This is a genomic window from Xanthomonas sp. Leaf148, from assembly GCF_001423585.1.
GTDB lineage: Bacteria > Pseudomonadota > Gammaproteobacteria > Xanthomonadales > Xanthomonadaceae > Xanthomonas.
Window position 1 is genome coordinate 352,008 of the sequence record NZ_LMOP01000012.1, and the last position, 26,764, is coordinate 378,771.

Here is a 26,764-nt window from a genome sequence, read left to right on the forward strand (position 1 = left end):
ACAGACTGCAGGTCACGTACTCGGAAAGGAAACGCCTTCAATGAGCAAGCTGACTGTGATCACCGAACGCGCCCTGGAGCGTGCCCTGGAACTGGCCGGCACCGCCGGCGACCAACTGCGTCATGCCGCATCCACTGCGGGCGACCAGGCACGTAGCGCCGGCAGCAGCCTGCGTCATTTCGGTCCGGGTGCCAGCGAATGGCTGAAGACCGGCGTGGCCCTGGGCGCAGTGCGCAGCGGCGGCAAGGCGGCCAGCAAGCTGGTCAAGCGCAACCCGGCCATCACCGTGGCAGCGGCCGTCGCCGGCCTCGGCCTGATCGGCTATGCGGTGTATCGCAAGCGCCAGCGCGATCAGCAGGTGCTGGGTGGCAATGTGCACCGTCTGGACCGCGAACACGCCAGCAATGCCAATGCACGTCGCGCCGCCTATCAGCGCCGCGCCGCAGTGACCCCGAGCGACGGCGTCGAATAAGACACCGAGTCCGCCGAACAGGCGGATTGCACTGCACAACGCCACGGCCTCTCGCCGTGGCGTTGTCGTTTGTGGGCAGGCATTGCATAGCGCTGTGTGGCACTCAGCCGCACAGCAACCCACTACGTTGCCGGATCGCTACATCGCTTTAGAGCAGCTAAGCAAACGACGAGGCGCACCGCCAGGCGGCCGGTGCTCGGTGCTCGGTGCAGCACGGAATACCCGTACACGTACACGCGGGATCCGAGTGCGGCATCCACACCCACGTAAGAGCTGCTCGCTACGTGTCGTCATCCGCTCGTTGAAAGAGGCATGCAATCGCCGCATTTCGATCGCATCACTGGCGATTGCAGCCATCGCGCCATCGAGGTGATCGCAACACCCCAGCGCTATCTACGCGACCCACGCCCCTGTCGCAGGCCAGGCGTGTCATCCACACGCCACTGGCCAGGCGCGAGCGCATCCAGTCTCCAGTCGCCGATCGCCACCCGCACCAAACGCAAGGTGGGCAGACCGACCGATGCGGTCATCCGACGCACCTGACGGTTGCGGCCTTCGGTGATCTGCAGTTCCAGCCAGGCATCGGGCACGGTCTTGCGCACACGCACCGGCGGATTGCGCGGCCACAGCTCCGGCGCGGGGTCGAGCTTGCGCACCGCTGCCGGCCGGGTCGGGCCGTCGTTGAGCAGCACGCCATCGCGCAAGGCCTGCAGCTGTGCTTCCTGCGGCTCGCCTTCTACCTGCACCCAGTACGTTTTGGGCTGTTTGTGCCGTGGGTCGGTGAGCCGATGCGCCAATGCACCATCGTCGGTAAGCAACAACAGCCCTTCGCTGTCGTGATCCAGGCGGCCCGCCGCGTACACGTCCGGCGGCAGGCCGAACTCAGCCAGCGTGCGCTTGGGCGGCTGCGAGCGGTCGCTGAATTGCGACAGCACGCCATAGGGTTTGTTCAACAGCACCAACATGGACAGACCTGTTGCAGGACAGCGCTGCGCGCGGCGATCGCCGCGCGTGGCTGTATGACGTAAGCAAGATGTGCGCCGCCAGCATCGCGGTCGCTGGCATGCGGCATCCCGTGAGAACAACGGAAACTTCGGGTGCGCAGGTCACCCCATGGTCAGACGCCGCTGTCCGCCACGCATCGCAGATCCCGTCTCGACGCACTCGCAACGCAGATGCACTGCGTTCTTACGCCGGCTGTCATACACACCCAACCGCACGCCACATGACCGCCGTTATGCGCAGCAACCACTGCATGCCGGCCGCATCTGCGCCGGCATGCAGACACGTGCTTACTGTTTGACGAACTTCAAGGTCATGCGGTCGCTCTCGCCGATGGCCTTGTACTTGGCATCGTCGGCCTTGTCGTGGCTGTTGCTCGGCGGCAACGTCCACACGCCACCCGGGTAATCCTTGGTATCGCGCGGATTGGCGTTGAGCTCGCTTTTGCCTGCCAGCTTGAAGCCCGCCGCTTCGGCCATCGCGATCACCTGCGCCTGACCGACATAGCCGCTCTTGTCGTCGGCCGGCACGTCGGTCTTGGCGCGGTGCTCGACCACACCCAGCACGCCGCCGGGCTTGAGCACCTTGTAGAAGCCGGCGAACATCGCCTCGGCACTGCCGGCCATGCGCCAGTTGTGCACGTTACGGAAGGTCAGCACCAGGTCGGCCGAGTTGTCCACGCCGAACGACGGCGACTTGGGCACATACGACACGAACGACGGCTTGCCATACACCTCGGGCTTGGCCTTGAACTTCTTTTCCAGCTCGTCGCGCGCACGCTGGGCGTAATCGCGGTTACGGCCTTCGGATGCCGACGCCGGGTCGACCACCGCTGCCACGTACTTGCCCTTCTCGCGCAAGTAAGGCGACAGGATTTCCGAATACCAGCCGCCGCCGGGCGTGATCTCGATGACAGTCTGGGTCGGCTTGATACCGAAGAACGCCAGCGTCTGGCCCGGGTGGCGGTACTGATCGCGCTGCACGTACACACGGTCGCGCCAGTTGCCATTGATGGCCGCCTGCAACGCGGCATCGGGCGCCGGCAGGCTCGCGCTGTCGGCCGGCTTCATGGCCATTGCCAGGGGCGCACTCATCGCCACCATGACACTCATCACACACGCACAGGCCAGCTTGTTGCGGATCATCGCAGCGCCCTCTTCCGGGTAAAAGTAGCGCGAGCCTAGCACGCGGCCCGGGGCCTGCCATGTGCCCGAATCGCAATGCTCAGCGGTGGTTCGCATCGCCGTGCATCCGCGAGATGTTCATATCCTGTGAGCCGATGCACACGATCGGCGGAACGCTGAATCCACATCGATGTCACACGCATGATCGGTGTGCATGACTATCCTGTCGGCAGTTCGCATCAGGAGCTTCCACGATGACTCACCCCCGCGCACTGGGCCGCTCCGGCCTGCAGGTTCAACCGATCGTCTTTGGCGGCAATGTGTTCGGCTGGAGCGCCGATGAGGCGACCTCGTTCGCCTTGCTGGATGCATTCGTCGATGCCGGCTTCAATCTGATCGACACCGCCGATGCGTATTCGGGCTGGGTGCCGGGCAATCGCGGCGGCGAATCGGAAACCATCATCGGGCGTTGGCTTGCACGCAGCGGCAAGCGCGACAAGGTGCTGATTGCGACCAAGGTCGCCAAGTGGAGCGAGCATCCCGGCCTGTCGCCGGAGAACATCGCAGCGGCGGTGGAAGATTCGCTGACGCGTCTGCAGACCGATGTGATCGACCTATACCAGGCGCACGAAGACGATGAGTCGATTCCGCTGGAAGCCACGCTGGCCGCGTTCGGTCGTTTGATCGAACAAGGCAAGGTGCGCGCGATCGGCGCGTCCAATTACAGCGCGTCGCGCCTGCGCGATGCGCTGGATATCTCCGAGCAATACACGCTGCCGCGCTACGAGAGCCTGCAGCCCGAATACAACCTCTACGACCGCGCCGGCTTTGAGGCCGAGTTGGAACCGCTGGTGCGCGAGCGCGAGCTCGGCGTGATCAGTTACTACTCGCTGGCCAGCGGCTTTCTGACCGGCAAGTACCGCAGCAATGAGGATGCCGGCAAGAGCAGCGCGCGTGGCGCCTCGGTGGTCAAGCAATACGTCAACCCGCGTGGCCTGCGCATTCTGCAGGCGCTGGACGACCTGGCCGCGACCCACAACGCCACGCCGGCCCAGATTGCGCTGGCCTGGTTGATCGCACGCCCCGGCCTCACCGCGCCGATCGTCAGCGCCACCAGCGTGACCCAGCTGCACGATGTGCTGGCTGCTGCGCAGCTGTCGCTGAGCGCCGAGCAGATTGCGCAACTGGATGGCGCAAGCGCGCCGGAACCGGCTGCAGCGTAACGCCGCAACAGCGCAGCATCGGCCTGTTCATTCACTCGCACGGCGACTTCTGTCGCTGTGTTCCCTCGGCCGCGCACGCGCGGCTCCCCTGCGAGGATCTTCCGCATGACATCGATCACCAACCGCCGCATCGTGCTGGCGTCGCGCCCGCACGGCGAACCCAACGCAGACAACTTCCGCATCGAAGAAGTCGCCCTGCCGCCCACCGGACACGACCAGATTCTGGTGCGCAACCGCTTCCTGTCGCTCGACCCCTACATGCGTGGCCGCATGGACGATGGCCCGTCGTATGCGGCGCCCGTGGCCATTGATGCGGTCATGGAAGGCGGCACCATCGGCGAAGTCGTCGAGTCGCATCATGCCGACTATCAGCCCGGCGATCTGCTGGTGCTCTCCGGCGGTTGGCAGACCTATAGCCTGCTCACCCCGACAACACCGCTGCGCAAACTTCCCAAGGACGACAGCCTGCCGCTGAGCACCGCGCTAGGCGTCTACGGCATGCCCGGCTTTACCGCCTACGCCGGCCTGCACGAGATCGGCAAGCCGCAGCCCGGCGAAACGCTGGTGGTGGCCGCGGCCAGTGGGCCGGTTGGCGCCACCGTAGCGCAGTTGGCGCGCCTGCAAGGCTTGCGCGTGGTGGGCATTGCCGGTGGCGCAGAAAAAGTGCGCTACCTGCGTGAGTCGTTGCAGGTGGATGTGGCGCTGGATCATCGCGCCGACGAGTTTGCTGCGCAGTTGCGCGCCGCCACGCCCGACGGCATCGATATCTATTTCGAAAATGTCGGCGGCAAGGTATTCGACGCGGTGCTGCCGCAACTCAACGACTTTGCACGCATTCCGGTGTGCGGCGTGATCGCGACGTACAACAGCCGCGGGCAGGCACTTCCTGGACCCGATCGCCTGCCGGACTTCATGGGCCATGTGCTGCGCAAGCGACTGACCGTGCGCGGTTTCATCCAGCACGATTTCATCCGCCTGATGCCCGCATTTCTGCGCGAAATGGGCCAGTGGCTGCGCGAAGAGCGCATCCAGTATCGCGAGCATGTGCTGCATGGCCTGGATGCCGCACCGCAGGGGCTGATCAGCCTGTTGCGCGGCGAAAACTTCGGCAAAGCGGTCGTCGCACTCGACTGATCAATTCGCAGCGCTCTACCGGCTCTTACGATTCCCCATTCCCCATTCCCCATTCCCAAAAGGAACATAATGACTGTCCCCGCATTCGGCCTCGGCACCTTCCGACTCAAAGATCAGGTCGTTATCGACTCGGTTCGCAACGCGTTGGCGTTGGGCTATCGCGCCGTCGATACCGCACAGATCTACGACAACGAAGCGCAGGTTGGCCAGGCGATCACTGCCTCGGGCGTGCCGCGCGACCAACTGTATGTGACCACTAAAATCTGGGTCGACAAGTTCGGCCGCGATGCGCTGCTGCCGAGTCTGCAGGAGAGCCTGCGCAAACTCGGCACCGAGTATGTCGACCTCACCCTGATCCATTGGCCGTCGCCGAAGGATCAAGTACCGATGCGCGAATATCTGGAAGCCTTGGCGGATGCCAAGCAGCAGGGCCTGACGCGTGCGATTGGCGTGTCCAACTTCACCATTGCCCTGGTCAAGCAGGCGATCGAGATCCTGGGCGCCGAGGCGATTGCCACCAACCAGATCGAGGTGCACCCGTACCTGCAAAATCGCGCGTTGATTGCATTCCTGCGCGAACAGGGGATCCACGTGACGTCCTATATGACGCTGGCGGTGGGCGAGGTGCTGAAGGATCCGGCAATCCTGGCCATTGCCGCGCGCCACGACGCCACCCCGGCGCAAGTCACGCTGGCCTGGGCACTGCAGCAGGGATATTCGGTGATTCCGTCGTCGACCAAGCGGGCGAATCTGGAAAGCAATCTCAAGGCGCAGGACCTGCGCCTGAGCGAGCAGGACATGGGCGAAATCGCCGCACTCGACCGCGGGCAGCGGCTGGCCAACCCGCACGCCATCGCGCCCGACTGGGACTGATGGTGCACCGGCGCCTGCAGCGGGCTGAGAGCGGCTGACAAAACGACTGCGCTCACCACCAGGCGGGCGCAGTCGGTACGCGGTGTGGCATGGACCACTCAGACACTCCGGTTCTGAGTGCGCTGCCCACACCCATCTGATGACTGCTCGCTACGGTATTAGCCGCGCTTGGCGCTGCATGTATCGACAGCGGTGGCGACCGCTCGTCGTCGCGGACTGGTGAGCCGTCACCGGCGCTGCTACGGTGCCCGCACAGGGGGGTAGCCCGGTCACGGAGTCCTACCCATGCACAGCGCAGCCGTTCTGACCCGCAATACCGTCAATGTCGACGCAGAGATCGCCTACTGGCGCGATGTCCATGCCGAAGGGCATCTGGGCGGTTACGCGTTTGCCGATTACGCCCGCCTGCTGATGCTGGGCTACGACATCTACCTGGCGTATCCGCGCGCCACCGAAGCGCAGCTGTACCGGGTACTGCAGGATGCGTACTACCAGGACCAACCGCTGCTGTCGGTGCCGTGGGACCAGGCGCGCTGGATCGTACGCCATGCCTGGCAGCATCTGCAGGATGCAAGCGTGCGGCACTGAAGGCGCCTGCGTTTCGGCACAACGCAAGAATTTTGCAGGATGGACGGCAGCGCAGTTCGATCAAGAAGCGCGTGCTGCGTGTTGTGCTGAGCGCCCTATGCTCGCGATGACTGCACACCGCTACGTTGTTTGATTTGGAAAGGGATATCTTTCGCGAACCGCGTCAAATCAGGTTGGGCAGTAAGCGCGAATCAGCCGCCGTTTTTAAGCGCGCTGATGCTACAAACATCGAACACACGCTGGCGCGATAAGGCAGCTGGCAACATCAACACCTGCACCACACGACGCCCTAAACGCGCGGCATTGCGACCGCTCTACTCCGCGACGTCATCACCCCGGTGACAGCTGGCCGCGCAGCAGCGCGCGGCATCTTGGGCAGCAATCAGTTCAACTGACCCATCGCCATCGCCTGCCGATCGATACGGTGCTTTTCGGCCAGCGCCTGCATGCCTTGCAGCGTCGAGGCGATCAGGCTCGCGTAACGCAGCCGCCACAGGTTGGCGCGGTCGTCGTCGTCCTGTGTGCTGCCCAGCCCATCCAGCACCTGCGGCAAGCGGCGGTCTGCCAAGGCGGACGCGGCCAGATAAGGCTTCGGCGGTGCGATCACATCCACCGGCGCGCGCCAGTCGTTGGCGACGTGGCGGGCAATGCCGGCCAGGTGCGACAACTGATGCATGCCGATCAGGGTTTCGTGCAGCATCTCGCGGCACGCCCACTGCCACAGCGCCACCTTTTCCGATGGGTCCTGGGCGATTTCGGTCAGCGCCAGGTCAACCTTTTCGATACGTGTGTCGAGCATTGCTGAGCTCCGATGCTGCTATGCAACATAATTCACACCATACGCCGTGAGAATCAAGTGAGCCAGTCGTTTGGATACCGTCAGCGCGCCGATGCTCGACCCGGTTCACGCTTTACGACGACCGCCGGTCGGAGCGGCACGGCCGGCACCCTGACTTTCTGCCCATGCAGCCCAAGCGCCGCTGCGTGATGCTGCAGTCCCCCGCCCGCGGTCACTCCCATGCGCCTTGCCGTCCTTGTGCCGCTGCTTGTGTTGGCAACCTGCACTGCGCAGGCCGAGACCGCCAAGCCGCAGCTGTCCTCGCGGCAATGCGAGGTCAGCACCTCCTACGACGTACTGGCCGATAGCGGCGGCATCTGGCTGCGTCGCAAGCAGGGCGCGCCACGCGAGATTTTCTTCCACGGTGGCGAGCTCAACGTGGACCGCCAGGCGCAACCGGTCAGCGCAGCCGATGCGCAACGACTGCGCGAACTCGAACAACGCACCCGCGCGCTGATGCCGGCGGTGACCTCCATCGCCCACTCGGTGGTCGACATCACCTTCGATGCGCTTGGCGGTGTGGTGCATGTGCTGTCCGGAAGCGCACGTCAGCAACGCAAGGTCGAGCAATTGCGCACCGGCGCGCTGGCGCAGGTGGATGGCAGCCTGGGGCGTGGGCGCTGGGAGCAGCAACTGTTCGACGAGCGCTTCGAGGCCAGCGTCGAGGACGCGGCCGAGGATCTGGCCGGCAGCCTCACCCGCAGCGTGATGTGGACGGTGATGACCGGCCGTGCCGGGCAGCTGGAACGCCGTGGCGCGGAGCTGGATGCACGGCTGGAGCAAACCATGCAGCAGCGCAATCAGGTGCTGGAAACACAGGCCCAGGCAGTGTGCGTGCATGCGCAGGCGCTGTATGCCATCCAGCAGGCGCTGGAATACCGCTTCCAGGGCGAACCGTTGCAGATGCTGGAACTCAACACCCCCTCGCCCAAGGATGACGCGCCGGTGTCTGCCAGCGTGGTTGCCACCGCGGCACATTGAACGCGTCACCCGCGTGCTGGCTTTGCTAGTCCAACACCATTGTCTGATGCGCCGCGTCTTCTTCGGAAGAGCCACGCGCTAGCGGAAAGGCGCGTGGCGATCGACCGCGTTTGACCCATTGCTGCCTGGCGCAGCAGCCAGTTGCGTCACGTATCCGACACCGCCTGCCGCTGTTCCAGCTCCAGCACGATGCACAAAACGACGCACACACATACGCCCGATGCGGCCGCACCGGGCGTATCTGCTATGGCAATCCACACTTACACGATGGCACCGAGCAGCGGGCACACACCTCCATCCGGCTCACCGTGAAGTGACCGCGGCAGTTCGCTTGAAGGGTATGCACCACTCGTACTTTCTGCTGCCGAACGCGCCGTCAACAGGGGCTGACGAACACCGACCGGTCAACGGCCGCGGTTACTTGGCCAGATGCTGCTGCAACTCATCGCCCGCCTGACGGATGGCGGTGCGCACTGCCGGGACCTCGCTGAGCGCGTTGAGCAGGCCGTAATCGTGAATCAAGCCGTTGTAGCGGGTCACGGTGACGTCCACACCGGCCTGGTCCAGCTTGCGGCCGTAGGCTTCGCCTTCGTCGCGCAACACATCCAGCTCGGCGGTCTGGATCAAGGTCGGCGGCAAGCCCTTGAGCTGCTCCACGCTGGCCTGCAACGGCGAGGTATAGATCTCGCGGCGCTGCTTCGGGTCGGTGGTGTAGCTGTCCCAGAACCAACGCATCATGTTGCGGCTGAGGAAATAGCCCTGCTGATACTGCTGGTAGGAGCCGTTGTCGAACGCGGCATCTGTCACCGGCCACAGCAGCACTTGATAGCGGAGTGCCGGCGTGCCGGCCGCCTTGGCCTGCAAGGCCACCGAGGTCGCCATGTTGCCACCCACGCTGTTGCCGACCACCGCCAGGCGCGTGCCGTCCACGCCAAGCTCGGCGCCGTGCTCGGCGACCCACTTGGTGGCCGCATAGGCCTGGTGGATGGCAACCGGATAACGCGCTTCCGGCGACGGGCTGTAGTCCACGTACACCGCAGCCGCGCCCGAGGCGCGCGCCAGATCGCGGATCAGCCGCTCATGGGTGGGGAAATCTCCCAATACCCAGCCGCCGCCGTGGAAGAACATAAACACCGGCAAGGTCTTGCCGGCGCTGCCCGGCGGCTTGACCACCACCAGGCCGAGCGGCTTGCCGTCGACGGTGATGGTCTTGCGGGTGACCTCGGCGGCCGGCAGCGTGGCGCCGGCCTGGGCGTCCACCAGTATCTTGCGGGCCTGCTGCGGGGTGAGCTGCTCCATCGGCTTGCCGCCGGAGGAGTTGAGCGCGTCCAGGAAGGCCTGGACCTTGGGTGAGGCGGCCGGTGCGCTGGAATCGGTCGGCGCGGCAAGCGCGCCGCCGATTGCCGACGCCAACGTGCCAACCAACAGCAACGATGCGTAGGGTTTCATGGGGATGTCCGGGGTGGGATCAGGCCAACGTCAGGGTGACGTCGATGTTGCCGCGGGTGGCATTGGAGTACGGGCAGACCTGGTGGGCCTTGTCGACCAACGCCTGCAGTTCGGCCTTGTCCATGCCCGGTACGGCGACGCGCAGTTCGACCGCGATGCCGAAGCCGCCCGGAATCTGGCCGATGCCCACGCTACTGTCGATGCTGACTTCGCCTGGCAGCTTGAGCTTGTCCTGCGCGGCCACGGCCTTCATCGCACCGATGAAGCAGGCCGCGTAACCGGCAGCGAACAGCTGCTCCGGGTTGGTGCCGTCGCCGCCAGCGCCGCCGAGTTCGCGCGGGGTGGACAGCTTGGCGTCCAGTGCATTGTCCGAAGACACGGCACGGCCTTCGCGGCCGCCGGTGGCAGTGGCGTGGGCGGTGTAGAGGATCTTTTCGGGTGAGGCCATGGTGGTTCTCCTGAGTGAGCGCAGTGCGCGTTGAATAAATTGTTAACGATTAAATAGCGTGCTACTTAGTGGATAGAGCGATTTGATGCGATGACCGACTTATCCCGCACCCAGGCTGGAGCGTAGCTTTTCCAGTTCCTGCTTGAGTTGACGCAGTTCGTCCAACGAGCAGGCCGAGGCGCAAAACACCTGCTCCGGCACGCGACCGGCCTTGCTGCGCAGCGCGCGCCCGGCATCGGTCAGCGCAATGATGACCTGGCGCTCGTCGCTGACGGCGCGCGTACGGGTGACCAGGCCCGCGCTCTGCAGCCGCTTGAGCAGCGGCGTCAGCGTGGCCGAATCCAGATACAGCCGCTCGCCGATCTCCGACACGCTGCGGCTATCGGTCTCCCACAGCACCAGCATCACCAGGTACTGCGGATAGGTCAGGTCCAGATCCTTCAGCAGCCCGCGGTAGAGCTTGTGCATCGCCAGGTTGGCCGAATACAGCGCAAAGCACAGCTGGTTATCCAGTTGCAGCAAGGCGTTGGTGCGGTCGTTGGTGGCAGTGACGGTGTCCATGGGTTGCAATTTACATAGCGCACTATTTAATTGCAAGCGATTTTTTGTATGTTTGTGATGGACTGCTGCAGCCATGTCGTCGGGAGTCCAGCGGCCTCTACCGGAGCTATCGGTATCGGTATCGGTATCGGTATCGGCAGGCTAGGTCTTGGCATCGCTCGACACGATGTTGTCGCGTTGGTTTTGCGGAGGGAGGCGACCTTGCACAACGCAGCCCGGCGGTCGCCGTCGCCTCGCCGTTCGATCGCTGTAAACACCGTGGCTGCCATGCCATCGGCCAGCCAGGAGCTGGACAGGAACAGGTCGGTCAGGATGACGCGCGGCAGCATCGGCTGGCGGGTCGACGGGGCGCTAGGCAACCACGGCATCTTGTTCAACTACGCGCAGCCGCCAAACTGGCTCTACCCGCACTCTTCTTCGACGGCGCCGATCTTGTAGCGCCCCGGCGCAGGACGCGCGTGCGCGCTCACGCCCGATGCGCAGTCGCCAGATACTCCGCGCTCTGCATTTCGATCAAACGCGAGGCGGTACGTTCGAAGGCGCCGGCCAGGCGCTGGCCGCTGTACAACGCTGGCGGCGCATCCTGCGCGGTGCAGACCAGATTGACGTGACGGTCGTAGAGTTCGTCGATCAGGTTGACGAAGCGCCGCGCGGCATCCTCGTTCATGCGATCGAAATGCGGAATGCCACCGAGCAACACGGTGGTGAATTCGCATGCGATCTCGATGTAATCGGCCGGACCGCGCGGGCCTTCGCACAGCGCAGCAAAATCGAACCAGGCAATGCTCTTGCCGCGCGCGCGCACCGCGATCTTGCGCGCTTCGATTTCGATATTGCCGCCGCGTGCCTCGGCATTGCCGCTCAATTCGCTCCAGCGCTGCAGCAGCCAGTCATCGGCCTGCGCATCCAGCGGCGCGCGATACACCGGCGAGCGCGTCAACGCACGCATGCGGTAATCCTCGGTGCCTTCGGCATAGAGCTCGACGCAGAATTTCTGCAGCAGCCCGATCGCCGGCATGAAGCTGTCGCGCTGCAAGCCGTTGGCGTAGAGGTTGGCCGGCGCGGTGTTGGAGGTGGTCACCAGGGTTACGCCCTCGGCGAACAGGCGCTCCAGCAGGCGCGCCAGCAACATCGCATCGCCGATGTCGGTGACGAAGAATTCGTCCAGCACCAGCACGCGCAGATTTTCGCGCCATTGCTGGGCGATCTTGGCCAACGGATCGCTTTGCCCGGCGTGTTCGCGCAACTGCTCGTGCACGCCGCGCATGAAGCGGTGGAAGTGCGTGCGGTACTTCTGTTTGATCGGCAAGCCGTCGTAGAACAGATCGACCAGGAAGGTCTTGCCACGCCCCACGCCACCCCAGAAATACAGGCCGCGCACCGGCTCGGGCTTTTTCCAGAACGCCGACAGCCGATCCAGCCAGCCGTCCTGCGCGCTGTCCACCAAGGCCTCGTGGATACGGTCCAGTTCCGCCAGCGCCGCCTGCTGCGCAGGATCGGCGCGCCAGTCGCCGCGTTGTACGCCGGCGGCGTAGCGCTGCGACGGGGTCATCTCACTCATTATGTTCTCCGCGGGCCGGCTGCTGCCCTGCCCGCTCAACGGCGCATCGCCAGGCGATACGCGTGGTCCATGCCGCGGTCAGACAGCGGCCGGCAACCAGCGCCGGACACCATGCTGGATCGCACCGCGCAGGTCGATCAATTTGCGGTGGAAGAAGTGGCTGGTGTCGGGCATGCGCACCAACTCGGGCTGCTGCTCCAGCGTGTCCAGCCAGGCGTACACCGCCTGCGGGTCGACGATTTCGTCGGCATCGCCCTGGATCACCAGCCACTGCTCCGGCGGCTGCATGTCGCTGAAATCCCAGCGCCCGGCCGGCGGTGCGATCGAGATCAGCACCTGCGGCGCGAGCGCACCGGCAGCCCGCAACGACACATACGCACCGAAGCTGAAACCGCCCAGCCAGAGCGTGTCGCCCGGCCGCTGCGCGCGCACCCAATCGGCGACCGCGCGCAGGTCGTCCTGCTCGCCGTCGCCATGATCGAAGCTGCCGGCCGAGGTCCCCACGCTGCGAAAATTGAAACGCACCACGGTGATACCGAGCTCGCGCAGCGCGCGCGCGGCCATGGTGACGACCTTGTTGTGCATGCTGCCGCCCTCGGTAGAGAGCGGGTGGCAGAGAATGGCCGTGAGCGGTTGCGCGGCAACGTCCGGCTCGGGCAGATCGATCGCGACATCCAGCGGACCGACCGGCCCATCCAGCGTCAACGTGGCGGATTCGGTGGGAAATGGGGGATTGGACATGCCTGCATAATAGCCGCCCCGCCGGCCGCGTTCATCGCTCTGCCTGCACACTTCGTTGCGTTGCCCATGCATTTTCTGCTGTTTGCCGTTGTCTGCAGCGTGTTGGTGTCGGTGTTGTTGAAGCTGGCACCGCGTCGCGAGATCGACGTGTTTCAGGCCATTACCTGGAATTACGCCACCGCCTGCGTGCTGGCCGTGGCACTGCTCAACCCCGCATTTTCCAGCCTGAGCGCGGCGACCACGCCGTGGCTGGCACTGCTGGGCCTGGCGGTTGCATTGCCAGGTATTTTCCTGGTGCTGGCGCGCTCGGTGCGCGTGGCCGGCATCGTGCGCACCGACGTGGCGCAACGGCTGTCGCTGCTGTTGTCGCTGGCGGCGGCGTTTACCGTCTTCGGCGAAGCCGCCGGGCCCTGGAAGCTGGCAGGGCTGGGCGTCGGATTGCTGGCGATGGTCGGCATCGTGCAGCGCGCGCATGCACCGGCGACGGTCGAGCCCGCATCTACCACCGGCGCGCAGGCACGTGCGTGGCCCTGGCTGCTGGGCGTATGGGTGGGCTTTGCGCTGATCGATATCCTGCTCAAGACGATTGCGCTTTCGGGCACGACCTCACTCACTGCGCTGACGCTGTGCTTTGCAATCGCGTTCGGGTTACTGCTGTGCGTGCAGCTGGTGCGCATGCAGCGCGGCCATCGGCTGCATCCGCGCAGCATGGCCACCGGGTTGCTGCTGGGCGTGCTCAATTTCGGCAACATCCTGTTTTACGTGCGCGCCCACCAACAGCTGCCGCACAGCCCCGCCACGGTCTTTGCGACGATGAACATCGGGGTGGTGGCGCTCGGTGCGTTGGCCGGTATCGCAGTGTTCGGCGAGCGCACCACGCGCTGGACGCGCGTGGGTCTGGGATTGGCGGTGCTGGCGATTGCGCTGATTGCCTGGGGCTCGCGCTGAGGGGCCAACTGCATCGTCACGTCGCGGCTGTCACCCGTACGCCACCGGCGCCCGCATGACAGCGTGCAAAGACTTCAACGCTCCCACTGCGGGAACGGATCCTCCAGCAGTTGCCACTGCGCCGGACCCTGGCGCAGTTCGTGATCGCTGAGCAGACAGGCATCCAGTGCGGCGCGCGTGTGCGTCGTATCCATTTCCACACCGATCACCGCAAGCTCCTGGCGACGATCCCCCCATAGCGGGTGCCAGAGCCGCTGCATGGCGGCGTACTCGGTGGCATCGCCTACTTCATGCAGCTGCGGTAGCGGCGCGGTCCAGCATTGAGTCTGCTGCCGCTGCCAACCGATGTCGGTGTACGGCAGCGGCGTGATGCTGGTCTGCAGCCGCTCGCCGATCGATTGCGCATCCACACGATGGCGTGCGGCAAACCAGAAGCCGGCAGCATTGGTCTGGGTGGCGCCGCCCACGCTGGACAACTCGCCCACCCAATCCATGCGGCTGGCCAACCAGAAAAATCCCTTGCTGCGGATCACCTGCGGCAACCCATTGTGCACCATGCGCGCAAACCGCTGCGGGTGAAACGGCCGACGTGCGCGATACACGAAACTGCTGATGCCGTATTCCTCGGTCTCCGGCGTGTGCTCACCACGCAGTTCCTGCATCCAACCTGGCGCCAGCTGCGCACGGGTGAAATCGAACCGCTTGGTATCGAGCAGTTGATGCAATGGCACATCCCCGTGGGTCGCATCCACCATCGCCGCCTCGCGATTGAGCGCACGCAGCACCGCGCGCAGACGTTGCAGCTGCGCTGCATCGATACGGTCGCACTTGCTGATCACCAGCACATCGGCGAACTCGACTTGTTCGCCCAGCAATTGCACCAATCCGCGCGTATCGTCCGGCCCGGCTTGCTGACCCAGCTCGGCCAGCGTCGTGGCCGAACCGAAATCCTCGAGAAAACGGCTGCCGTCCACCACCGTCACCATCGTGTCCAGGCGCGCGATATCCGACAGGCTGAAGCCATCTGCGTCGCGCACTGCGAAGGTCGCCGCGACCGGCATCGGTTCGGCGATGCCGGTCGATTCGATCAGCAGATAGTCGTAGCGACGCTGCTCGGCCAGCCTGCGCACCTCCTGCAGCAGGTCGTCGCGCAGCGTGCAGCAGATGCAGCCGTTGCTGAATTCCACCAGCGTCTCTTCGGTCCGCCGCAATGCCGCGCAGCCGTTGCGCACCAGCTGCGCATCGATGTTGATCTCGCTCATGTCGTTGACGATCACCGCCACACGCAGGCCCTCTCGGTTGTGCAGGATGCGGTTGAGCAAGGTGGTCTTGCCGGCACCCAGAAAACCGGACAACACGGTGACGGGAAGACGGGGATCGCGGGTGGGGGACAGGGACATCCGGACAACCTCGGGGGAGTGAAGTGTTACTATATAACACTTACTCAACGAGACCGCGTCCATGCGTGCAACCGCTTCGTTACTGGATACCTCGGCCATCGCCTTGTCCGGCCTGTGCCTGCTGCATTGCCTGGCACTGCCTCTGCTGGCCGTTGCGCTGCCACTGCTGGGTGCCTGGAGCCGGGCCGAATGGGTGCACGTCGTATTTGCCGCTGCGGCGGTGCCGCTGAGCGGTTTCGCGCTGTGGAGCACGCATCGACGCCACGCGCTACCGGCGCCGGTGTGGGCGTTGGCGGGTTTTGGACTGGCCGGCCTGGCATTCGGCGCCAGCGGCATTGCAGGCGGCACTCTGGAAACACCCATCACGGTCACAGGCAGCTTGCTCCTGGCCAGCGCGCACCTGCTCAATCTGCGGCTGCGCCGCAGCGCTGGGCAATGTGAGAGCTAAACCTGCTGCGGCTCGGCCCGGCCTAGACGGCGTTGTGGACGCTGGCGTTCAAGGCGCGAGCAGGCGGTGCAATCACAAGCGCTGATGGCCGTTTTGGCGAAGACTCGCCGCTGCGATTCTGCACTGGCTATCGGCACGATGGCGTTGCCGACGGCACTGCTGCACGCGCGCCTGACAGCAGGCATCGGCGACAACATGCCTTCGTGATATAGCAAGACGGCAACACGGCAACGTATATAGCTGGTCGCTGCATCCGCGCACCAGCACCGCCGCGACGACCGCGCCTCGGCGTCACCTACAACGAAAAGCCCAACAACACCGGGTCGTGATCGGAGCTGCGCCACGGGCCGGGCAGGTTGCGCTTGGCGTAGCCGGCGTCGTCCATCGCATCGGCATTGACGTGCCATTCCACTGCGCCGCGCAGTTGCTTGGCCATCGCCGGGCTGAGCAGCGCATGGTCCAGGCGCCCGCTCATGCCGTCGTAGACGTAGCTGTAGGGCTGCTTCACCCCAGCCACCGCAAAGGCATCCTGCCAGCCACTAGCGCGCAGGCTGCGCATCGGCGTTTCCATCGCGTAGGCGTTGAAGTCGCCCAGCAGCACGGCCAGCTTGGTCTGCGCGCCGGTGGGGTCGGTCTGCAACCATTGGTGCAGACGCTTGGCCGATTCGGTGCGCGTGGCATTCCAGCACGCTTGGCCGTCCTGCTGGTCGGCATCGGCGCCGCTGGCGGTGCCGCAGCCCTTGGACTTGAAGTGGTTGGCGACCACCACGAAGGTGGCGCCGCGGCTGCTGCGGAAAGCCTGCGCCAACGGCACGCGGCTATGGTTGTCGAACGGCCCGCCGGTCAGCGTGGCCGGCTTGCCCACCGGAGTGACCTGCGAGCTGCGATAGAGCATGCCGACCCGGATCGCGTCCTCGCCCGGGCCGCTGGCGGTATCGACGAACTGCCAGTCCTTGTCCTTGCCGGCGGCGTTGAGCGCGGCCACCAGCTGCGCGACGGCCGCATCGGCGCCGTTGCCGTCGTTTTCCAGTTCCATCAGCGCGGCCACGTCGGCCTGCAACGGCAGGATGGTGGCAACCAGCTTGGTCAGTTGGGCCTGGAATTGCTCGTGCGTGCGCGCGCCGCGCTTGGTCGGAAAACCACCGCCGCGGCCATTGCCGTTGAAGAAGTTCTCCAGATTGAACGAGGCAATGCGCAGATCGCCGCCGACCTGCGGCGCCACCGCCGTCGGCATGGCCGGCAGCGTGAGCGGAGTCAGCACCTGGATGCGGTACTGGCCGTCATAGCGCTGGTCGACGATGCCGTCGACCGACTTGAGCAGGCTGCCGCTGCGCAGCACCGCCTCGGGTTGCAGATACGACACCGTCTTGGGGCTGCGTCCATTGCGCGCATCGTCCAGCAGCACGCGGCGGCGCGCGTTCTCGGTTTCGACCTGGGCAAAGGCCGGGGTGCCGGCGGCGGCCACTTCGCTCGGCTGCCACAGCCGCCCACCGAATGCAGCGACCAGCTCGCCGTAGGTGTCCAGACGGTCGCTGCCGTTGAGCGTCAGCGCGGCGATGCGCACATGCTCGCCTTCCAGCGCTTCCCAGTTGGCCGGCGGCCCGCTGAGCATGCGCACCGGCACCGGCTGGCCGCTGGCGAGCCGTTCGATGCTGCTGGCATCCACCGAGGTCAGACTCCCCTCGCCGCCTGCCGACACCTCGCGCACCGTGCCGATGATGCGGACGCGATCGCCCACCGCCACCTCGGCATTGCCTGCACCGGTGACAAACAGGCCATGCGAGCGCCGCGGCTCGAAGCCGGGCTGCTGCACGAACAGGCCGGCCAGCCCGGCACGCGTATCGGCAGTGACGATGCCTTCCACGTCGACCACACGGCCGTCGTAGGGGCTGCGGGTGTCCTCGCCCTGCACATCGGCAATCGACAGACGCTGCGGCGCGCTGTCGGCCGCGCTGCACAGCAGCGGCGCCAGCAAACCGATCACACCGAGCACAAGCAGCGGGCAACGCGACATCGAAACACTCCAGAAGATAGGTCAAACGCAAACGCCGCCCGGAAGGCGGCGCGTGAGGACGGGGGCGCAGGAGCAGGCTAACAAACCGCTGGGAAGTACCGCCAGATCCTGCGTCGACAGGTCCGTGGCGGACCGGCGGCACCCGGTGTGCACGTCGCCACGTTGACAGACCCGTGCAATGAAACGCGCACCGACCCGGCGAGCGAGCTCATCAGACGCACCCGCCACACACGCACCGCCACAGTGGACGCGGGCCTGTTGACGTCAACGACGCCGCAAAAGGTTATTTCAGATTGCCCAGCATCCAGTCGACCGTTGCGCGCACCTGTTCTTCGGTCAGCCCCGGGTTGCCACCCTTGGGCGGCATGATGCCGCCGTCCGGGCCGGTGTAGCCCTCGATCGCGTGCTTGTACAAAGTGTCCTTGCCCTGGGCGATACGCGCGTCCCAATGCGAGTGATCCAGCGTCGGCGCCTTGCCCACGCCGGTGGTATGGCAGGCGGTACACAGGTTGTCGAAGATGGTCTTGCCGTCGGTGGTGCCACCGTAGGCGGACTGCGAGGACGCCTTGGCCAGCGCTGCTGCCTGGGCCGCAGCCTGTGCGGCTGCACCGGTGGTGCCGGCATAGACCGCGCCCGCCGGTGCGATGCGCTGCTGCACGCGCTTGACGGCAGTCGGCGACACCTCATCGGGGATGGCACGCTGCAAATAGGCTGCCAGGGCGATCAGGCCCAGGGTGATGACTACAAGTAATCCGATCACCATCGAGAATTTTTTCAGGAACTCGAGGTCGTAATTCCGCACGCGCTCACCCCTGGCTGTTGGTCGAAGACCTCTGCTAACGCCGGAGTATAGAGCACAGTTCATGCCCGTCTGACCAGCGTGCATGACAGTTTTTGCCGCGATGTGCGCTGCGCCCTGACCGGCTGTAGCCCCTGTGCGCGGGCACGCTCGCGCCCGCCGACAAATTGCCGCAGTGCCGCATGGCATGTTGGTCTCTGCGAAGGGAATTGCGTATCATTCCCATCAACCCACGGTGACGCGCCTGCTGCCTCGCCCGGTCCCGTCAACGAGGAGTCGCCGCGATGAAGTCTTTCCTGCTGTCCTGCCTGGCCTTGGCCAGCATCAGTCTGTCCGCCCAGGCCCACGAAATCTGGATCGAACGCGATGGCAGCGGCCCGGTACGCATCTTCTTCGGCGAGCCAGCGCAGGAAACCCTCGACCACGGCCAGGACGAGATCAAGCGCGTGGTGAAGCCGAGCGTGTTCGGTCCCGCCGGCAAGGCCGGTGCCCTGACGCGTGGCGACGACGTCCTGACCGCGCCGCTCTCCGGTGCCGGCGATGCGTGGCTGAGCGATGACAGCGTGTTCGAACCGTGGAAGGGCGAAGCCGGCGGGTTCGAGACGGTGAGCTATTACGCCCGTGCCGGGCGCAGCACGCCAGCGGCCAAGCTCGATCTGGAGCTGGTGCCCACCACCGCCAACGGCAGCACGCTCACCGTGCTCTATCGCAACAAGCCGCTGCCCAAGGCTGAGGTCACCGTGATCGACCCGCAGAAGTGGCAAAAGACGCTGACCTCCGACGACAAGGGCCAGGTCACCCTGCCCAAACTGCGCGCCGGTCGCCACATTCTGGTGGTGAACAACAAGGAGCCGGTGAAGCGTGAAATCGCCGGCAAGCAGGTGTCGATGGTGCATCACATCAGCACCCTGACCTTCGTCGCCGAATAAGCATCGCGTTAGGTCAGCCACGCCTGTCGCCCGCCTGATGTCCAGTGCATCGCCCCTGTCGCTTCCGTGGTTCCGGCGCCCGTGGCTGGGCGTGCTTGCGCGCACGCTGGCGGCGATCTTCGGCGGCTACGCGCTGGCCAGCGCGACCAATCTCTTGCTTGCGCTGGTCTTGCCGTTGCCGCGTAGCGAAGCGGTCTTGACCAGCATGCTGGTCGGCATCGTGGTGTGCGCATGCGCGCCGCTGTGGGCATTCGCCACCGCCAGCGTGTGGCGTGCCTGGGCCGGCATTGCGGTGCCGGCGGCACTGATGTTGGCGCTGGCCACCTGGCTGCAACGGGGTATGGCATGAAGCAGGGATTCCGCCAGTCGATGGCCTGGCTGCACACCTGGACCGGGCTGCTGGTCGGCTGGGTATTGCTGCTGATCTTCATGGGCGGCACGGCCAGTTATTACCGCGACGAAATCAGCCGCTGGATGCGCCCGGAGCTGCCCACCACCACGGTGAGCACGGAGATCGCACTGCGTAGCGCCGAACGCTATCTGCAAACGCATGCAGCCGACGCGCTGAGCTGGAACATCACCTTGCCGGAGACGCGCAACCCGGTGGTGAGCATGTATTGGCAAAATCCTGCCCCCGCCGACGGCAAACCGGCAAGCCGCCGGCAACTGTATGGCAATGCCATCATCGATCCGGCCACCGGCAAGGAGATCGCCGCGCGCGACACGCTGGGCGGCGAATTCTTCTACCGGCTGCATTTCGACCTGCATTATCTGCCGGTACTGTGGGCGCGCTATATCGTGGGGTTCTGCGCGATGTTCATGCTGGTGGCGATCATCAGCGGCGTGATCACGCACAAGAAGATCTTCAAGGACTTCTTTACCTTCCGCCCGGGCAAAGGCCTGCGGTCGTGGCTGGATTTCCATAACGTCAGTGCGGTGACCGCGTTGCCGTACCACGCGATGATCACCTATACCGGCATCGTGACCTTGATGTTCATGTACCTGCCGTGGGGCATCAAGGCACGCTACGCCGACGACGAGATGCGCTTCTACGACGAGTCGGCCAACCGCGTGGCCGATACGCGGCAAGCGGCCGGTACGCGGGCGCCGATGCTGCCGTTGGAGCAGTTTGTGGAGCGTGCGCGCCGCGATCTGCATGGGGCCGACATCGGCAACGTGGCGGTGTCGCTGCCCAACGATGCGCATGCCGCCGTTGGCGTGAGCCAGTTGGCAGCCAAGCTGTCCACCACCGCGCCGTCCATGCTGTACGACGCGGTCAGCGGCGAGCGCCTGCAACGCAGTAGCGCGCCCGGCGGTGCGAGCGAAACACGCGGCGTGATGGTCGGCCTGCATATCGCGCACTTCGCCGGCCCCTGGTTACGCGTGCTGTTTTTCAGTTCCGGATTGCTGGGCTGTTTGATGGTGGCCAGCGGCGTGGTGATGTGGGCGGTGAAAGAACGGCCCAAGCATCTGAAAGCCGGCCGCATCGGGTTTGGATTGCGTCTGGTGGATGCACTCAATATCGGCACGGTGGCCGGCTTGCCGATCGCCTTCGCCAGTTTCTTCTGGGCCAACCGGCTGTTGCCGGTGACGCTGGAATCGCGCGCGGCGATGGAAGCGAACCTGTTCTTTGCCGCCTGGGGTGTTGCGTTGCTGGCTGCGTTCGTGTGGCCGCGCCGCGCGATGTGGAGCTGGCAGCTGTACATAGGCGCTGCCTTGTTCGCGCTGGTGCCGCTCGTCAACGCAGCGACCACCGATGTGCATCTGGGCGTCACGCTGCCGGCCGGGCAATGGGCGTTGGCCGGTGTCGATCTGGTGTGCCTGGGCCTGGGCGTGTGCCTGGGCATTGCCGGCTGGCGCCTGCAGCACTGGAAGGCGCCGCAATCGGCAGCCGCGCGCCGTGCACGCGCCACCACGACTGCGACAGCGGTGCAAAACAACGTCCCCGTGCAGGAAGGCGCATGAGCGTGCTGCTGTTGCTGGCGCTGAATTTTTCCGGATTCGCCGCGCTGTGTCTGGCAATGGAAAAACATCAGCACGAGGTCCGTGGCCGCAGTCTCGGCACTGCCCGCACGCAGCAGCTGCGCATCGTCGGTTGGCTGCTGCTGTCGCTCACCTTCGGCATCGCCGTCCATGCACAAGGCTGGGGTATCGGCCCGGTGCTATGGCTGGGGACAGTGACCGCTGCAGCGGCACTGTTATCGCTATGGCTGTTGCCGTACCGGCGTGCACTGATCCTGCCGGCCGCAATGGCCGCCCCGGTGCTGGCCGGCATGGCGCAGCTGCTGGCCGGTTGAATCCGGTCGCGCTGTTTTCGCGGCGGCAGTGCCCTGGGTTGCAGCGGTTTCTGGTGTGCTGCGATTTCCGGTGCTTTCGCGCACGCGGCGTTGCTGGGCACGTGGACGGACCAGGCAATCTTCAGGACATTGGTCACGCGCGTTTTCCTCGCATCGCGGCCGCAATGACACCCCATGCGTTCGATGCAGGATCCGCAACTGCCGCGCGTCTGGCCGCTACACCGCTGTCGGCGGGTCGCCCCAACTGCGGCCATCGCGCGGCAGGCGTCCATCGTCGAGCACGCGCAGCACCTGATCGGGCTGCAGCATGTCCAGGAACACCGCCACGTTGACGCCATTGGGCGCGGCCATGCTGGGGAAGATCACGCCGGGAATCAGCGCCTCGCGCAGCATGTCGCCAAGCACCCAGCTGACCGGCTCGACCTTGTTGACCAGCGCCTTGCGCCAGTCGTCGGTCCAGTCGGCCCATAGCGCGTCCCAGCTTGCGTCGAGCAGGCGCAGGTCGGCCAGCGCAGGCAACGCGGCCGCATAACTGACCAGCGTAAACGGCGGCAGGAACGGCGCCGCCTGCGCATATTCGGCAGCAGCGGTGTCCAGTTCCATGGCCAGATACAGTGCCGGCTGACCGAAGCGGTTGAAGCGGCCACCCGATCGCGCGGCGCCCGCACCACTCAGCGGTTCGGCGGCCCAGCGCGGAGTGAAGGCGCGATACAGCGTGCAGTGCGCCGGGGCGCTCAGCCTCAACCCGCGGCCCCGGCGGCGACGGTGCGCAGATACGTCAGCGCGTCGTCGGTGCGGCCCTGCTTGACCACTTCCAGCAGCGTGGCGAATTCGAACGCAGGAATTGGCGTGTTTTTGAGATGGAACACCAGTTGGCGCTCGTCCGGCTGGATCTGCGCCATCGCCACCAACAGGCGCGACAGGTTGCGCAGCAGATCCTGCACACGCGGGCTCTCCGGGTGCACGCGCAGACTGTTGCGATGCACGCCGGCAAGCTCGGCCAGCTCCTGCTGCGACAACTCCAGCAGGCCCGCCATGGCCGACGGCGAGAGGATGGTGCGATCGGGCGCGCGCAGCCGCTCGGTCAGGGACAGCGGATTGAGGACGGCGACCATGGCATGTGCTTCGATACGGAGTGCGCACAGTATATGCACAGTAATCCGCCTCCATCCAGCACAACTAGATGCATGGTCAGTGCATCCTCAGGCGGGCGCGGCTGCGCCCACGGCGCGTAGGCAGAAGCCGCAGATCGCCTCAACCAAGTGCTCGCCCTGCTGCGGATCGCCCCGGCTAGGGGCAATCGGCCCGACAAGGGCTTCGGTAAAGGCGCCGACGATGCAGGCCGCGGCCGCATCCAGCGACTGCTCGGGGAACTCTCCGGCCGCCACGCCTTCGGCGAGCAACTGACGAAACACCTCGCCAAACAGTCGACGGCCACGGATACGTTCGGCATCCACCTCGCTCTCCACCGGCTCGGCGATGAAGGCGTAGGCCAGCGCCGGGCCGGCCAGCGCTCGCCGCACAAAGGTGGCGATGGCGCTGCGCAGGCGCTCGGCCGCGCTGGCATCGGTGGTGGCGATGGCGCGCAGGATGGCCATCTCGCGCTGCACCGCCGCGTCGAGAACTTCGACGAAAAGCTCGGCTTTGGAGGGGAAATGCCGGTAAATCTGCCCGGTCGAGACTCCGGCGGCCGCTGCGACGGCGGTGATCGGGGCATTGCGGTAGCCGCCTTCGGCGATCAGGGCGCGGGCCGCGTGCAGGATGCGTTCGCGATTGCCGGCCAAGCGTTCTTCCATCAGGGCGGAGCGTCGATAAGCCATGGTGTGATTCTGGGTTCAATAGTTGAATTTTAGTTCACTTTTTTGTCGCGGACCGCTAGGCTGCCCCACATACGCCGTGCGGCCCGCCCGCTCCCACCCGGCACGTCCCGATCCTTGTGGAGTCGCTCCATGCATGTGCCGTCCTTGAACTTCGAGCTTGGCGAAGAGATCGATCTGCTGCGCGAAAGCGTCGCGGCGTTCGCCAGCCACCATATCGCCCCGCTCGCCGCCGCGGCCGATCACGACAATGTGTTTCCGTCGCAGCTGTGGCGCCTGTTCGGCGAACAGGGCCTGCTCGGGCTCACCGTGGAAGAAGAATACGGCGGCAGCGGCATGGGCTATCTGGCGCATGTGGTGGCGATGGAAGAAATCTCGCGCGCCGGCGGCGCCATTGGTTTGTCGTACGGCGCGCATTCCAACCTGTGCCTCAACCAGCTGCGCAAGAACGCCACGCCCGAGCAGAAGCAGCGCTACCTGCCCAAGTTGTGCACCGGCGAGCATGTCGGCGCGCTAGCGATGAGCGAGGCCGGCTCCGGCTCGGACGTGGTGTCGATGAAGCTGCGCGCCGACGCGCGCGGCGACCGCTTCGTGCTCAACGGCAGCAAGATGTGGATCACCAACGGCCCCGATGCCGACGTGCTGGTGGTGTACGCCAAGACCGACCCGGATGCCGGCGCACGCGGCATCACCGCGTTCATCGTCGAAAAGGGCATGCCGGGGTTCTCGACCGCGCAGAAACTCGACAAGCTGGGCATGCGTGGCTCCAACACCTGCGAGTTGGTGTTCACCGACTGCGAGGTGCCGGCCGAAAACGTGCTGGGCACGCTCAACGGTGGCGTGCGCGTGCTGATGTCCGGGCTGGATTTCGAACGCGTGGTGCTGGCCGGTGGCCCGCTTGGACTGATGGCCGCCGCGATGGATGTGGTGTTTCCGTATGTGCATGAGCGCAAGCAGTTCGGCGAGCCGATCGGTACCTTCCAGTTGATGCAGGCCAAGCTGGCCGACATGTACGTCGGGCTCAATGCCTGCCGCGCGTATGTGTATGCGGTGGCGCGCGCCTGCGATGCGGGGCGTACCACGCGCCAGGATGCAGCCGGGGCGATCTTGTACGCCGCCGAAAAGGCGACCTGGCTCACCGGCCAGGCGATCCAGGTACTTGGCGGCAACGGCTATATCAACGACTACCCCACCGGGCGCTTGTGGCGCGATGCGAAGTTGTACGAGATCGGCGCGGGCACCTCGGAGATCCGCCGTATGTTGATCGGCCGCGAGCTGTTCGAACGCACCGCCTGACGGAGCCACCATGAGCGTGATCACCAGCAAGCTGCAGATCAGCAGCGACAGCTTTCAGGCCAATGCCGCTGCGATGCGCGTCGTGGTGGATGACTTACGCCGCACCTTGGCGCACACAGCGCTCGGCGGCAGCGAAGCCGCGCGTGAAAAGCACGTCGCACGCGGCAAGCTGCTGGTGCGCGCACGCATCGACGCGCTGCTCGACCCCGGCAGCGCCCTGCTGGAAATCGCGCCGTTGGCAGCACATGGTCTGTACGACGATCAGGTGCCGTGCGCGGGCGTGGTGGCCGGCATTGGCCGCGTGTCCGGCGTGGAATGCGTGATCGTGGCCAACGATGCCACCGTCAAGGGCGGCACGTATTACCCGATGACGGTAAAAAAGCATCTGCGCGCGCAGGAAATTGCGCAACAGAATCGCCTGCCTTGCATCTATCTGGTCGATTCCGGCGGCGCATTCTTGCCATTGCAGGATGAAGTCTTCCCCGATCGCGATCACTTCGGGCGCATCTTCTACAACCAGGCCAACCTGTCGGCGCAGCGCATCCCGCAGATCGCCTGCGTGATGGGGTCGTGCACCGCCGGCGGTGCCTATGTGCCGGCCATGAGCGATGAAACGGTAATCGTGCGCGAACAGGGCACGATCTTTCTCGGTGGCCCGCCGTTGGTCAAGGCCGCCACCGGCGAAGAAGTCAGCGCCGAAGAGCTGGGCGGCGCCGATGTGCATACACGCATCTCCGGGGTGGCCGACCATTTCGCCGACAACGATCTACAGGCACTGGCACGCGTGCGCGCGATCATTGCGCAACTCAACTGGCGCAAGCCGGCTGCATCTTTGGCGCTGCAGGCGCCGTTGCCGCCGCGCCATGCCGCCGACGAACTGTATGGGGTGATCCCTGCCGATACGCGCAAGCCGTTCGATGTGCGCGAAGTGATCGCGCGCATCGTCGATGATTCGCAGCTGGACGAATTCAAGCCGCGCTATGGCAGCACCCTGGTCACCGGCTTTGCGCATCTGCACGGCTACCCGGTGGGCATCATCGCCAACAACGGCATCCTGTTTTCCGAGTCCGCGCTGAAGGGCGCACACTTCATCGAGTTGTGCACGCAGCGCGGCATTCCGCTGGTATTCCTGCAGAACATCACCGGCTTCATGGTGGGACGCAAATACGAACATGGCGGCATCGCCAAAGACGGCGCCAAGCTGGTGATGGCGGTGGCCTGCGCCAAAGTGCCCAAGTTCACCGTGGTGATCGGCGGCTCGTTCGGTGCCGGCAATTACGGCATGTGCGGCCGCGCGTATTCGCCTAATTTCCTGTGGATGTGGCCGAACGCGCGCATTGGCGTGATGGGTGGCGAGCAGGCCGCCAGCGTCTTGGCCACCGTGCGCCGCGACGGCATCGAAGCCAAGGGCGGCGCGTGGTCGGGCGACGACGAAGACGCCTTCAAGGCGCCGATCCGCGCCCAGTTCGAGCAGCAGGGCCATCCGTACTACGCCAGCGCACGGCTGTGGGACGACGGCATCATCGATCCGGCCGATACACGTCGTGTGCTCGGCCTGGGCTTGTCGGCGGCGTTGAATGCGCCGATCGAGCCAACGCGTTTTGGCGTATTTCGCATGTAAGCGGCAGCGTGTGCTGGCAGGCACTGCAGGTGTTGCCGGCTGCGCGCTGCGATTGCTCCATTGCCAAACAGGTAGCGTTCGACCAGATGTCAGCATCACCCGTCCGTCTCCAACGCATGCATCGCACCTGCTGTCTTCGCACAACGACACATCCGCGTTTTTAATCGCAAGACTTTAATCGCACGACCGCCGGCCACGCT

Annotated in this window: 28 protein-coding genes and 1 other RNA gene; 15 read left to right on the forward strand and 14 right to left on the reverse strand. The window is 65.3% G+C overall.

Annotated features, from left to right (window positions below; genetic code table 11):
* Window positions 1-40 precede the first annotated feature (40 nt).
* On the forward strand, window positions 41-472 hold the full coding sequence (locus tag ASF90_RS18620) for a hypothetical protein (protein WP_055853585.1): 432 nt from the start codon (window positions 41-43) through the stop codon (window positions 470-472).
* A 389-nt stretch (window positions 473-861) separates the two neighbouring features.
* On the opposite strand, the gene ASF90_RS18625 is transcribed toward ASF90_RS18620, so the two are convergent.
* Together ASF90_RS18625 and ASF90_RS18630 are read right to left on the reverse strand one after the other, a co-directional pair.
* Window positions 862-1,437 carry a pseudouridine synthase gene (locus ASF90_RS18625; protein WP_055853588.1) on the reverse strand — a complete coding sequence of 192 codons (576 nt, stop codon included), beginning with the start codon at window positions 1,435-1,437 and terminating at the stop codon, window positions 862-864.
* 327 nt (window positions 1,438-1,764) lie between these two features.
* Window positions 1,765-2,619, reverse strand: coding sequence for a class I SAM-dependent methyltransferase (locus ASF90_RS18630; RefSeq protein WP_055853969.1), 855 nt, complete (start codon window positions 2,617-2,619; stop codon window positions 1,765-1,767).
* A 233-nt stretch (window positions 2,620-2,852) separates the two neighbouring features.
* Between ASF90_RS18630 and ASF90_RS18635 the strand changes: the two genes are divergently transcribed.
* From ASF90_RS18635 to ASF90_RS18650, 5 genes are all read left to right on the forward strand, one after another.
* Window positions 2,853-3,821 carry an aldo/keto reductase gene (locus ASF90_RS18635; protein WP_055853591.1) on the forward strand — a complete coding sequence of 323 codons (969 nt, stop codon included), beginning with the start codon at window positions 2,853-2,855 and terminating at the stop codon, window positions 3,819-3,821.
* 105 nt (window positions 3,822-3,926) lie between these two features.
* Window positions 3,927-4,955, forward strand: coding sequence for an NADP-dependent oxidoreductase (locus ASF90_RS18640; RefSeq protein WP_055853593.1), 1,029 nt, complete (start codon window positions 3,927-3,929; stop codon window positions 4,953-4,955).
* Between the two features lie 69 nt (window positions 4,956-5,024).
* On the forward strand, window positions 5,025-5,828 hold the full coding sequence (gene dkgB, locus ASF90_RS18645) for a 2,5-didehydrogluconate reductase DkgB (RefSeq protein WP_055853595.1): 804 nt from the start codon (window positions 5,025-5,027) through the stop codon (window positions 5,826-5,828).
* Between the two features lie 89 nt (window positions 5,829-5,917).
* Window positions 5,918-5,992: non-coding RNA, sX9 sRNA (locus ASF90_RS22925), on the forward strand.
* Window positions 5,993-6,113: 121 nt separating this feature from the next.
* Window positions 6,114-6,416, forward strand: a complete 303-nt coding sequence (locus ASF90_RS18650; protein ID WP_055853597.1) for a hypothetical protein — start codon at window positions 6,114-6,116, stop codon at window positions 6,414-6,416.
* A gap of 382 nt (window positions 6,417-6,798) precedes the next feature.
* On the opposite strand, the gene ASF90_RS18655 is transcribed toward ASF90_RS18650, so the two are convergent.
* Window positions 6,799-7,215, reverse strand: a complete 417-nt coding sequence (locus tag ASF90_RS18655; RefSeq protein WP_055853599.1) for a hypothetical protein — start codon at window positions 7,213-7,215, stop codon at window positions 6,799-6,801.
* 219 nt (window positions 7,216-7,434) lie between these two features.
* Here ASF90_RS18655 and ASF90_RS18660 point away from each other — a divergent pair, with 219 nt between their 5' ends.
* A complete protein-coding gene (locus tag ASF90_RS18660) occupies window positions 7,435-8,235 on the forward strand; it encodes a DUF2884 family protein (protein WP_055853602.1) in 801 nt (266 codons plus the stop codon).
* A 417-nt stretch (window positions 8,236-8,652) separates the two neighbouring features.
* Here the strand turns inward: ASF90_RS18660 and ASF90_RS18665 are convergent, their stop codons facing one another.
* The 5 genes from ASF90_RS18665 to ASF90_RS18690 form a co-directional block, all read right to left on the reverse strand.
* Window positions 8,653-9,684 (reverse strand): alpha/beta hydrolase, encoded by a 1,032-nt coding sequence (locus tag ASF90_RS18665; RefSeq protein ID WP_055853604.1) that lies wholly within the window; start codon window positions 9,682-9,684, stop codon window positions 8,653-8,655.
* Window positions 9,685-9,703: 19 nt separating this feature from the next.
* Window positions 9,704-10,132 carry an organic hydroperoxide resistance protein gene (locus tag ASF90_RS18670; protein ID WP_055853607.1) on the reverse strand — a complete coding sequence of 143 codons (429 nt, stop codon included), beginning with the start codon at window positions 10,130-10,132 and terminating at the stop codon, window positions 9,704-9,706.
* Between the two features lie 99 nt (window positions 10,133-10,231).
* A complete protein-coding gene (locus ASF90_RS18675; protein WP_055853609.1) occupies window positions 10,232-10,693 on the reverse strand; it encodes a MarR family transcriptional regulator in 462 nt (153 codons plus the stop codon).
* Between the two features lie 466 nt (window positions 10,694-11,159).
* Window positions 11,160-12,254, reverse strand: coding sequence for a cell division protein ZapE (zapE, locus tag ASF90_RS18685; protein WP_055853613.1), 1,095 nt, complete (start codon window positions 12,252-12,254; stop codon window positions 11,160-11,162).
* Window positions 12,255-12,332: 78 nt separating this feature from the next.
* Entirely contained in the window at window positions 12,333-12,995 is a 663-nt protein-coding gene (locus ASF90_RS18690; protein WP_055853972.1) for an alpha/beta hydrolase, read from the reverse strand.
* Window positions 12,996-13,061: 66 nt separating this feature from the next.
* Between ASF90_RS18690 and ASF90_RS18695 the strand changes: the two genes are divergently transcribed.
* Entirely contained in the window at window positions 13,062-13,943 is an 882-nt protein-coding gene (locus ASF90_RS18695) for a hypothetical protein (RefSeq protein ID WP_055853615.1), read from the forward strand.
* 74 nt (window positions 13,944-14,017) lie between these two features.
* Here the strand turns inward: ASF90_RS18695 and ASF90_RS18700 are convergent, their stop codons facing one another.
* Window positions 14,018-15,343, reverse strand: coding sequence for a GTP-binding protein (locus ASF90_RS18700; RefSeq protein ID WP_055853617.1), 1,326 nt, complete (start codon window positions 15,341-15,343; stop codon window positions 14,018-14,020).
* Between the two features lie 61 nt (window positions 15,344-15,404).
* On the opposite strand from ASF90_RS18700, the gene ASF90_RS18705 reads away from it, so the two are divergent.
* Window positions 15,405-15,791 carry a MerC family mercury resistance protein gene (locus ASF90_RS18705; protein WP_055853619.1) on the forward strand — a complete coding sequence of 129 codons (387 nt, stop codon included), beginning with the start codon at window positions 15,405-15,407 and terminating at the stop codon, window positions 15,789-15,791.
* A 295-nt stretch (window positions 15,792-16,086) separates the two neighbouring features.
* Here the strand turns inward: ASF90_RS18705 and ASF90_RS18710 are convergent, their stop codons facing one another.
* Window positions 16,087-17,805 carry an ExeM/NucH family extracellular endonuclease gene (locus ASF90_RS18710; RefSeq protein ID WP_055853621.1) on the reverse strand — a complete coding sequence of 573 codons (1,719 nt, stop codon included), beginning with the start codon at window positions 17,803-17,805 and terminating at the stop codon, window positions 16,087-16,089.
* 283 nt (window positions 17,806-18,088) lie between these two features.
* Window positions 18,089-18,607 (reverse strand): c-type cytochrome, encoded by a 519-nt coding sequence (locus ASF90_RS18715; protein ID WP_055853623.1) that lies wholly within the window; start codon window positions 18,605-18,607, stop codon window positions 18,089-18,091.
* 281 nt (window positions 18,608-18,888) lie between these two features.
* On the opposite strand from ASF90_RS18715, the gene ASF90_RS18720 reads away from it, so the two are divergent.
* Genes ASF90_RS18720 through ASF90_RS18735 form a run of 4 tightly spaced genes read left to right on the forward strand, consistent with a single transcriptional unit; the run spans window position 18,889 to window position 21,830 of the window.
* Window positions 18,889-19,533: a DUF4198 domain-containing protein gene (locus ASF90_RS18720; protein WP_055853625.1), complete on the forward strand. Its 645-nt coding sequence runs from the start codon at window positions 18,889-18,891 to the stop codon at window positions 19,531-19,533.
* A 37-nt stretch (window positions 19,534-19,570) separates the two neighbouring features.
* Window positions 19,571-19,882: a DUF3649 domain-containing protein gene (locus ASF90_RS18725; protein WP_055853627.1), complete on the forward strand. Its 312-nt coding sequence runs from the start codon at window positions 19,571-19,573 to the stop codon at window positions 19,880-19,882.
* A complete protein-coding gene (locus tag ASF90_RS18730; RefSeq protein WP_055853629.1) occupies window positions 19,879-21,498 on the forward strand; it encodes a PepSY-associated TM helix domain-containing protein in 1,620 nt (539 codons plus the stop codon). The genes ASF90_RS18725 and ASF90_RS18730 overlap by 4 nt, the downstream gene beginning before the upstream one ends.
* Window positions 21,495-21,830, forward strand: a complete 336-nt coding sequence (locus tag ASF90_RS18735) for a DUF3325 domain-containing protein (RefSeq protein ID WP_055853631.1) — start codon at window positions 21,495-21,497, stop codon at window positions 21,828-21,830. Before ASF90_RS18730 ends, ASF90_RS18735 begins: the two co-directional genes overlap by 4 nt.
* Before the next feature lie 216 nt (window positions 21,831-22,046).
* Here the strand turns inward: ASF90_RS18735 and ASF90_RS18740 are convergent, their stop codons facing one another.
* From ASF90_RS18740 to ASF90_RS18750, 3 genes are all read right to left on the reverse strand, one after another.
* Window positions 22,047-22,574, reverse strand: coding sequence for an RES family NAD+ phosphorylase (locus tag ASF90_RS18740; protein WP_055853633.1), 528 nt, complete (start codon window positions 22,572-22,574; stop codon window positions 22,047-22,049).
* Window positions 22,571-22,945 (reverse strand): hypothetical protein, encoded by a 375-nt coding sequence (locus ASF90_RS18745; RefSeq protein WP_055853635.1) that lies wholly within the window; start codon window positions 22,943-22,945, stop codon window positions 22,571-22,573. The genes ASF90_RS18740 and ASF90_RS18745 overlap by 4 nt, the downstream gene beginning before the upstream one ends.
* 87 nt (window positions 22,946-23,032) lie before the next feature.
* The gene (locus ASF90_RS18750) at window positions 23,033-23,650 is read right to left on the reverse strand and encodes a TetR/AcrR family transcriptional regulator (RefSeq protein WP_082473618.1); all 618 of its coding nucleotides are present in this window, start codon (window positions 23,648-23,650) and stop codon (window positions 23,033-23,035) included.
* Window positions 23,651-23,779: 129 nt separating this feature from the next.
* Here ASF90_RS18750 and ASF90_RS18755 point away from each other — a divergent pair, with 129 nt between their 5' ends.
* Together ASF90_RS18755 and ASF90_RS18760 are read left to right on the forward strand one after the other, a co-directional pair.
* A complete protein-coding gene (locus tag ASF90_RS18755; protein WP_055853639.1) occupies window positions 23,780-24,943 on the forward strand; it encodes an isovaleryl-CoA dehydrogenase in 1,164 nt (387 codons plus the stop codon).
* A gap of 10 nt (window positions 24,944-24,953) precedes the next feature.
* Window positions 24,954-26,564 carry a carboxyl transferase domain-containing protein gene (locus ASF90_RS18760; protein ID WP_055853641.1) on the forward strand — a complete coding sequence of 537 codons (1,611 nt, stop codon included), beginning with the start codon at window positions 24,954-24,956 and terminating at the stop codon, window positions 26,562-26,564.
* The last annotated feature ends 200 nt before the right edge of the window (window positions 26,565-26,764 follow it).